Below are 651 nucleotides of genomic sequence, written 5' to 3'. Positions count from 1 at the left end.
ATTTTTTACAGATGCCTGATCTTCCATCTATGCTCTTGCCAGAGTTTGAGAAACTGACTCATCAATATTCAGACGTGAAAAATCTGCCTCAGCCCGAGTCTATTCAGCATATTGATGTCCTTGAGGGTAGTCCCCAGCCAATTTTACGCTTCGGTGTTTTAGATAAATTTGATTGGAAATGGGAAGAGTCTGTTTGTGCTGAAATTGAATTCTCCTATGCAGGCGGAAGAATAAAAGCAGGTACATCAGGCGACAGTTTTATTGGTGAGCAGCATGGCAAAATGGTGCGACAGCTTCGGGACTTAGTTCAGGAACAACAGTCAATCCAGCGTTTACAGCTATTGGTCGAATCACTGAAGTGGGTGAAAGATCTTAGTTATGACCAGCAATTAAAACTGGATAAACAACGTCTTGATTCTATGGTTTTTGCTTTCTATGGAGACTGGATCAAACAGCTGATGCCCATCAATCAAATGGAGTTGATGGGCTGGCAGATAGAGCATCTGGAAAACAGCCCCTTTAACCTGCAATATGTTGAAAATTTAAATATTTCCATCACTGAATCTGAAAGCCAACAAGACTGGTTCAATATCGGGGCGACCGTTCAGGACAGTGCAGGCAATAGCTATGATTTACTCGATGCACTTGTGG

General features: G+C 42.2%; 1 pseudogene. It reads left to right on the top strand.

Going from position 1 to position 651, the window contains the following annotated elements:
• Positions 1 to 651 (top strand): annotated as a pseudogene (locus C3420_RS17190) (heavy metal resistance protein CzcA); the annotation flags it as partial.

Source organism: Acinetobacter sp. ACNIH3, assembly GCF_002918965.1.
GTDB classification, from domain to species: Bacteria; Pseudomonadota; Gammaproteobacteria; order Pseudomonadales; family Moraxellaceae; genus Acinetobacter; species Acinetobacter schindleri.
The sequence above is the reverse complement of the archived record's forward strand: the minus strand, read 5'-3'. Positions and strand labels throughout refer to the sequence as shown.